A 7641-nucleotide genomic window follows, 5' to 3' on the forward strand; every position below is an offset into this window, starting at 1 on the left:
ATACATGTAGGTAAATAGGTTTCTCTCAATGATTTCACATGACTAAAAATCATGACTAACTAAACTTTATAAACGTAAAATCTATCGACAGTTTATATCTCACAAGATTCCATTAAAGCACCTCCTCCTAAAATTTCTGCATTTTATTACTAGTATTGCAGAAACTATTTTTATATATAACTATCCAAAAATGGAGGAATTAATAATGTTTGTACCGCAACGTGTTATTTTTGAAAAAGGTGCTCTGGACTATCCCTTAGGAACAAACTTGTATCATCTCTTTAAAGACCAAGGTAAAGTAGATATTATTGAAGCTGCTACCAATCGTATCAAAAGCAATATCCCTGGCGAAAATCTTTATGACCAATATCGTCATGGCAAACAAACTTTAGTTGTCGGTGTTAAAAAGAGTCTTAAATTTCAATCCTGTAAGCCTTCTGCCCATTATCAGCTTCCCTTAGTAAGCGGCTGTATGGGGCAATGTGAATATTGAGATAAGATATGCAAGTATTTTTTGAAGAAAATTGTAATTTAATTATTATCAAGGCTTAAGCATCCTTTTTAAATTTTCCTCATAATAAAAAGAAGATACTTATTTATATAACCATCTCCCCTTCATCATAAAGCCTCAAAAATCCCATCACTCCCCCTGTCATCTTATAATGTATTCTCATAACATCTGTAATTCTAAATCTACGTTCATTATCGCTACTACCTCTTACACTCTCATCTGAAATTGATTGATTACGCCTAGCTTGCTCACCTGTTAGTGTTAATCTTGTTACTATTTGTGTAATGATTTTCCTTCTACGCAATGATACCTCAGATAGGTCCTTAATAAAATCTTCTTTAAACGAATACTCATACAATATTTCTTTATTCCATTTTTTAGTTATATCTCTACTTTAAAAGAGATTTTTCATATTCCATTTTCCTTCGCCCATTTATATGACTTACAAAAAAATTTAACCTCTCACTTCCAAGAAAACATCACAAAGAAAACTCATTTTTCTAATATTTATACCCATAGTGAACATATGATTAATGCCTCAAATGCTACATATTATATTACTGAAGATAAGTCCACTAAGAAGAAAACTAGTTTTATATATAATACCTTTAATATTAAAACACCTGTCTATAGCATTAAGGAGTTCACAAAATCTCTAAATCTACTTTTTTAAATATAAATAGACCCACGATATAGCAACTTACTTCTTTCGTGGGTCATTTATATTTTCATTATTGCTAGCTATGCTTAGTTTAAATCGTAAATGCTTCATAAAAGGACGTGGTGTGTAAAATAACTATAAGTGGCATGCTATCCCAAAAGGGGGTTACCACATGAATATCAGTAAATTAGAAACCTGGAAAGAACATATTCAGTAGTGTAAATCTAGTGGTCTTACCGTTTCACAATGGTGTCACAATAATCAACTTAGCAAAGGACAGTATTACTACTGGCACAAATTAATCACTAAATCAGATAGTAAACCTGCAGTAGTACCCGTTTTTGCTGAGGTAGTTGTTAAAAATAAAGATTTGTCGCAGCCTACTCTTAAAGCTTGCTGTAAAAATGTTGAAATCACGCTTTCATCAGAAAATGATATTTCTCTTGCAGTAGAGTTTATTCATGTACTGCGAAACCGATGTTAGGAACATTCATAAAAGATACAGAGCACATTTATATTGCTTGTCAGGCCACTGATTTTAGAAAGCAAATTGATGAGCTAGTTGCACTTGTAACCATGCAGTTTAAACTGGACCCATTCTCTGAAAGCTGTGCTTTTATCTTTTGCAACAAGAGAAAGAATGCCATTAAGGTATTACGTTATGATAAAAATGGTTTTGTACTTGCGAGTAAAAAGCTACTAGAAGATCTAAAGTTCCAATGGCCTAGAACACCTGATGAAGTAAAAGAAGTGAGTGTTCAGCAGATTGAGTGGCTTTTGCAAGGCTTAGAAATAGAGTCTAAAAAAATGCATCATCCTGTTGAAATAAACCATACCAATAGTTGTTTCTAGTGCTACAAAAACTACCAATAAAAGGGAATAACTTAGATACCAAAATCTAACATTTATTTCTTTAAAGGAAGAGAGTTTTATGTCGAATGTTTCTAAGGAAATTTTAAGGCACTATGTTAATGAAAATCACTTTTCAAGTGCTTCAGATGTCCTTGAAGGCATCAAGGATTTATTTAAGGATGTCCTTCAAGAAGCACTTGAAGCTGAAATGGATACAGCTTTAGGATATGCTAAACATGATATTTCAGAAAAGCAGGTTACTAACAGCCGAAATGGTCATTCAAAAAAGACCAGCAAGACTGCAATGGGTGAGCTAGAACTAGATATTCCTAGGGATAGAAATGGTGAATTTGAACCACAGATTATCCCCAAATACCAGCGTACTTCCAATGATATTGAAGATAAGATATTAGGGCTATATGCTTCAGGCATGACTACTAGAGATATCACTGACCAGATCAAAACATTGTATAATGTTGAGATTAGTGCTGAACTAGTTTCAAATATCACAAACTGTATTTTGCCCTTAGTAACAGAATGGTAAAATCGTCCACTAGAATCAACGTATAGCTTTATGTTCTTAGATGCTATCCACTATAAAGTCAGGGAAGATAAACAGGTCATAGTCAAGGCTACATATGTTGCCCTTGGTGTCAATATGGATGGACAAAAAGAAGTACTGGGGATATGGATTGGAGCTAATGAGACCAGCAAATTCTGGCTAAGTGTACTGAATGACTTAAAAAATAGAGGTGCAAAAAATATCCTAATCTATTGTACTGACAGGCTTGCAGGCTTTAATGAAGCTATAGGAGCGACATTTCCTTTTGCTAAGATCCAGCGTTGCGTGATCCATCAGATCAGAGCGAGCATGAAGTATGTTTCATTTAAAGATAAAAAAAGTTTTGTTTCAGATCTTAAAGGAATCTATACAACTGTCAATGAAGAAGTTGCATTAGATGCACTTATAGGGATAAAAGAAAGATGGGGCAATAAATATTGCCTAATGCTATAAAGAGCTTGGAAGACAACTGGGATAACTTAACGACCTTCTTTAGTTTTTCGCCTAATATCAGAAAGATCATGTATACAACTAATGCAATAGAAAGCTTGAATAGTCAGTATAGAAAGGTCACTAAGACTAAGTTGATCTTCCCGAATGATGAAAGCCTTCTGAAGATGCTTTATCTTGCAACACAAAAGATTGCCGAGAGATGGAGTAGGATCTATCCAGAATGGGATATAGTCATTAACCAATTAAATATCATCTTTAGTGAACAACTTGCTTAGGAAAACCTTTGGGACGCTGTCCCCAACCCTTAGAGATTTAACGCTTTAAATTCTACCTGAATAAAAAAACGGATAGATAATCTGCCCGCTTCAGTATAGAAGTTTAATAACCGCTCAGGTTGCTCCTCAGCATTGCCCTATCCTGTTAATAAACGTGTATAATATTTCCATTATGTAGTAAAACTATACGCGTAGTTAAAAGACAAGCATGTCATCGATTGACATGTTATATCATTTATACCTAAGGATAAAAAATTTATCTAAGCTATTTAAGTGAAGACCTTAGAGAGAGAATACACAAAACTATTTACACGGCCTTGAAGCTACCTTTCCTCAGTTAGCTGACCAATTTCACATTAATAAAGTACTAGCAAATTCGCTTAGTGGTTTAAAAGCCAGACTTCAAACCAAAATCCTAGGTCATAACATTTCATGTTTCATAAATAAATGCCTTGGTAATGAAGCAAACGCACAAATTAAACATTTAATATTTGGATAAATAAACTACTATTTAATTATTAGATAGATATTATAAATTTTAGATTTACCATATTTATCCTTATTATAATTTGAAGTTAATTAGCACATGTCGTTAAAATATCATTATTTAATAACTGATTTGATAATCTTGATGACTTCTTCTTCAGATAAACATTTTGAACTAATTTCATAATATACATTCTCATAAACAAATTGTGCAATATACCAATCATATACTCCTGATGCCTTATGTGTTATCTCATCATATGCCCCATATTCTAAATTACTATGCCCTATCATAACATCACAGTTATTAATTTTACTCTTAATGTATGTATTTTGACCTTCAAAAATATGCTTATTCAAAAAGTTGATTTTTGAATAACTTATATCATAACCTCTTGGAACGGCTGTTTCATTTATTAGTTTTAGACTATTATCATCATAATAATCTGTATAAAATTGATTTACAATTCTATCCTCTACAATATCTCCCGTAGAATCTATACCAAAGAATCTATTTTCTGTATTATAATCACACGCTTTCAACCCGCCTACTACACTTATATTCTCAATTGAAATGCCTAAGTATTTATTAATATCCTCTAGCGTCATTTCCACTTTTGACGCCGTGAGTTCTTGACCTATTAACATTATTTCTGTAAGTTCATTTATACTAATGCAATCAGATGTATATCCATATTTAATTAATTTTTGTAGCACATCTAATATAGTGGCATCATCCATATTAGTATCATAAAATCTATAGCTAATACATAACTGATCATCATTAATATAATATTCTCCATTATTCTTAACTACTAGCATACCATTTACTTGTCCTTTATTTACTCCTTCAACTCTCATCTCACTATATGCTAAAGGATTAATAATTACCTCACATTTTACTTCTTCTTTTGTACCGATTTTTTCTATTAGCATTTGAAGAACTTTTATACTATTTACTTTATCGGTGCTCTCTTGTAAATTATTAATTCTATACTCATCACCTAAATTTTCATTTGTCAAATCTAGTAATCCTCCAAAACGTCTCTCTGCTCTGGTTACTGTCGTCTCTTCTAAAGGATATACTTGATTACCAATTACTATACTATTAGTTTCCGCATGATAAGCTCTATACTCTAATAATCTTTCTTCATCATAGTTTATATAATCAATATGTGCTTCTTTTGCCTTATTATAATTCCACGTAGAAAAATATATATTACTCAATGCCGTTTTATAATTTTCTTTTAATTCTTTTTTAATTTGATTTAATTCATCCTGTGTAAAGTCTTCTTGTCTATACTGATTCTCCTCAAAAAACCTATTCATTCCCCTTTCAATTATTTCATTAGAGAAACTAAGCTGCTCCTTATATTTTACAGGAACCTCTTCTTTTATTGCTTCATAAATAAATCTATATTCTAATGCCTCACGGTATGCCTCTACTGTACTATATGTCTCTAATATCTTATCATAAATATTTCCCATTTCCTTAGCTTCATCTATTAAATGATCTATATAATGCTTATCTACTTGTATATTATATACCTTGTCTTGTTGTAAAACGATTGTTTCTAATATTAATCCTTCTAATATTTCATGTACATCATATTTATAATTATCCTTTATTCTATCATAATCTTCACTTAAAATAACTTGACCATTTATCTTAAACAATGCATCTTCTATTATTATATTTGATTTTATTTCTGCATTAATAAGGATAATTACCAATATTCCTATGCAACATAATGGGAATCTATATTTTTTTTCATATATCCTGTCCTTCCTATAATTAAAGATAGGTAGCGTTCAATACATATATGATCGCTACCTATCTTTCTATTCTAATATTTTAGTACTTATTTTTAGAGGAACGCCATTGAGTTTCATGTGAAGTACATAATGTATCAATATCATCAGGTCCTCCCTGTTTCATAACACAAGTACCACTTCCTGTATGATCATATAAACCATATGTGTGTCCAGCTTCATGCTGACAAGTTTTTGCATTTTGACTGTATCCATCATTAAAGACACATGCATACGGTTTACCAATCGCCCCCATTCCAAGTGTCAGTTGACCGGAAGAATTCTGAAATAAAGTACCACAAAATGCCATCATTAAATCTGCTGTTTTATTTCCATTATATGTTAGGCCAAATTTTATGCGTGCATCCTCTACCATCTCTGTTGGATTACCTCCTGAAGATGTCCATATTGGTTGTGCAACAGAAGTAAAGTCAATTCCAAATTTTTTGTAAATATAGTCGTCCGCTCTTTCAACTACTTTATTAGCGGCATACTCATAATCGCTATATTGACTCCTATATCTTTGATCACAAGGAGATGTAACACTTACACTAATAGTTGCTGCTCTAGAAGTTACCGAGTCTTCCCAAACAGGTTCTCCTACATCATATGTACTTCTTGTACGTGCATTAATAGTACTTACACTGTACTCAATTGGAGCTTCTGCACAAGTAGGTATTGCCATACTCGTTGCTAGTATTAATCCTAGAGCGATTTTTGATAACTTTTTATTCATTTTCTACTTCCTTTCAATGTTTATTTTTTTAGAATACAATGTTTTTTAATATGTCAATATTTTATAAATTGTTCAACAATAATGCTTATGAATATATATTTTTTAAATCTAGGCTCTGTTAGACGAAAATTAGCTTATTAATTTAACAGTGTTATTTCAACTCTTGCATAGCTCCTTTGTGGAGTTTTTCAAATAGTTTATGATCTGCACTTGTATTTTCTGTTACTTCACCTTTTTTTATCATTTGAGCAACCTCTAGCTTCATGATGTCACTAACATTTTCATCAAACCCTAATCTATTTATCTCACGTTCCATAAATTTTAAAATATCTAATTTTGTTAATTCCATATTCTTCTCTCCTTGTTATGTAAAATCTAAAATTTACATCATTTCAACAAACTTAAACCTCCTAAACAAATTCTTAATTTTAGATTTCTTATACCTTTTAAAAACTATGTCTTAATATACCTTTGACATGCAAGAAATATAACTCATGTCTATCTATTAAATGTGACTTTACGTTCTCTAAAGTTAATAATACGTGTATCAGAGAAACTAGTTACTCCATAGATTAACCAATTTCTGTTCTTAGCCACTTCTTGGTCATCTTTGAAATATCCTAACGTCTTAAAGAAATAGAGATAATTAATGAGATATTTAGTTGAAATACCTTTAAATCTACGTATCCAATTTTTAAAACGACTATGCAACGAATTGACATGATTAATATGATAGATGCCATTCTTATAATGTCCTCGCATGATTCGCTTATGGTTTAGATTAAGATCCTTAGCAAACTGAATATATGATTTATGACTATCTGTGCATATAATTGCATCATCAGTGATATGCCCCCTAAATAGGCGTTCTAAGTCCTCGTGACTAATTCTACCTGTACATATAGGCTCTAAGATGATGTTTCCGTTTCTATCAATAGCATAAGCAATGCAGACTTGTTCAGAACTAATACCTCTTTTCTTAACTTCGCCACCTCTATGACGACTTGGGCGTGGCATAACAAAGCCACTTTTCTTATGAGTCCCTTTATATGACAAGGCAACGGAGGTTTCATCTAATTCAACGATACCTTCAACCGTTCCAGTACCAATATATGCTCTGATGCAATCAAGTAATTTATGACGCATATAGAAGGCTGTTTTAACACATCCCCCTATTATAGCCGCACTTTTGCGAATACTATAACTAGCAATCATGGTAAGCGTCATTTCAAGCACGCCTATAAAAAAGTGGCTCCGCCACGTTCAGCAACTTATAGCCTACTTATCACACTA

At 32.0% G+C, this 7641-nt stretch carries 6 protein-coding genes and 4 pseudogenes; 5 read left to right on the plus strand and 5 right to left on the minus strand.

Annotation, left to right across the window (positions count from 1 at the left end):
- Window positions 1-205 precede the first annotated feature (205 nt).
- A complete protein-coding gene (locus tag AC1VAQ_RS20405) occupies window positions 206-493 on the plus strand; it encodes a spore photoproduct lyase family protein (protein WP_330697593.1) in 288 nt (95 codons plus the stop codon).
- Between the two features lie 103 nt (window positions 494-596).
- Here the strand turns inward: AC1VAQ_RS20405 and AC1VAQ_RS20410 are convergent, their stop codons facing one another.
- Window positions 597-815, minus strand: coding sequence for a hypothetical protein (locus AC1VAQ_RS20410; RefSeq protein WP_479904472.1), 219 nt, complete (start codon window positions 813-815; stop codon window positions 597-599).
- A gap of 589 nt (window positions 816-1404) precedes the next feature.
- On the opposite strand from AC1VAQ_RS20410, the pseudogene tnpA reads away from it, so the two are divergent.
- The 4 genes and pseudogenes from tnpA to AC1VAQ_RS20430 form a co-directional block, all read left to right on the plus strand.
- A pseudogene (tnpA, locus tag AC1VAQ_RS20415) lies at window positions 1405-1656 on the plus strand (IS66 family insertion sequence element accessory protein TnpA); the annotation flags it as partial.
- Window positions 1650-2024, plus strand: coding sequence for an IS66 family insertion sequence element accessory protein TnpB (tnpB, locus tag AC1VAQ_RS20420; protein ID WP_479904473.1), 375 nt, complete (start codon window positions 1650-1652; stop codon window positions 2022-2024). The pseudogene tnpA and the gene tnpB, both read left to right, overlap by 7 nt.
- A 79-nt stretch (window positions 2025-2103) precedes the next feature.
- A pseudogene (locus AC1VAQ_RS20425) lies at window positions 2104-3314 on the plus strand (IS256 family transposase).
- A 316-nt stretch (window positions 3315-3630) separates the two neighbouring features.
- Window positions 3631-3813: pseudogene (locus tag AC1VAQ_RS20430) on the plus strand (IS982 family transposase); the annotation flags it as partial.
- 104 nt (window positions 3814-3917) lie between these two features.
- On the opposite strand, the gene AC1VAQ_RS20435 reads toward AC1VAQ_RS20430, so the two are convergent.
- From AC1VAQ_RS20435 to AC1VAQ_RS20450, 4 genes and pseudogenes are all read right to left on the minus strand, one after another.
- Window positions 3918-5534, minus strand: a complete 1617-nt coding sequence (locus AC1VAQ_RS20435) for a hypothetical protein (protein ID WP_479904474.1) — start codon at window positions 5532-5534, stop codon at window positions 3918-3920.
- A gap of 121 nt (window positions 5535-5655) precedes the next feature.
- The gene (locus AC1VAQ_RS20440; RefSeq protein ID WP_479904475.1) at window positions 5656-6348 is read right to left on the minus strand and encodes a M12 family metallo-peptidase; all 693 of its coding nucleotides are present in this window, start codon (window positions 6346-6348) and stop codon (window positions 5656-5658) included.
- A 151-nt stretch (window positions 6349-6499) separates the two neighbouring features.
- The gene (locus AC1VAQ_RS20445; protein WP_479904476.1) at window positions 6500-6697 is read right to left on the minus strand and encodes a hypothetical protein; all 198 of its coding nucleotides are present in this window, start codon (window positions 6695-6697) and stop codon (window positions 6500-6502) included.
- Window positions 6698-6846: 149 nt separating this feature from the next.
- Window positions 6847-7581 (minus strand): annotated as a pseudogene (locus AC1VAQ_RS20450) (IS1595 family transposase); the annotation flags it as partial.
- Window positions 7582-7641: the final 60 nt, after the last annotated feature.

This window comes from Cellulosilyticum sp., assembly GCF_982396655.1.

Excerpts from the sequence above, each read along its gene's own strand:
- AC1VAQ_RS20445 (WP_479904476.1), bottom strand. The coding sequence starts at position 6,697 with ATGGAATTAACAAAATTAGATATTTTAAAATTTATGGAACGTGAGATA.
- tnpB (WP_479904473.1), top strand. The coding sequence starts at position 1,650 with ATGTTAGGAACATTCATAAAAGATACAGAGCACATTTATATTGCTTGT.
- AC1VAQ_RS20405 (WP_330697593.1), top strand. The coding sequence starts at position 206 with ATGTTTGTACCGCAACGTGTTATTTTTGAAAAAGGTGCTCTGGACTAT.
- AC1VAQ_RS20440 (WP_479904475.1), bottom strand. The coding sequence starts at position 6,348 with ATGAATAAAAAGTTATCAAAAATCGCTCTAGGATTAATACTAGCAACG.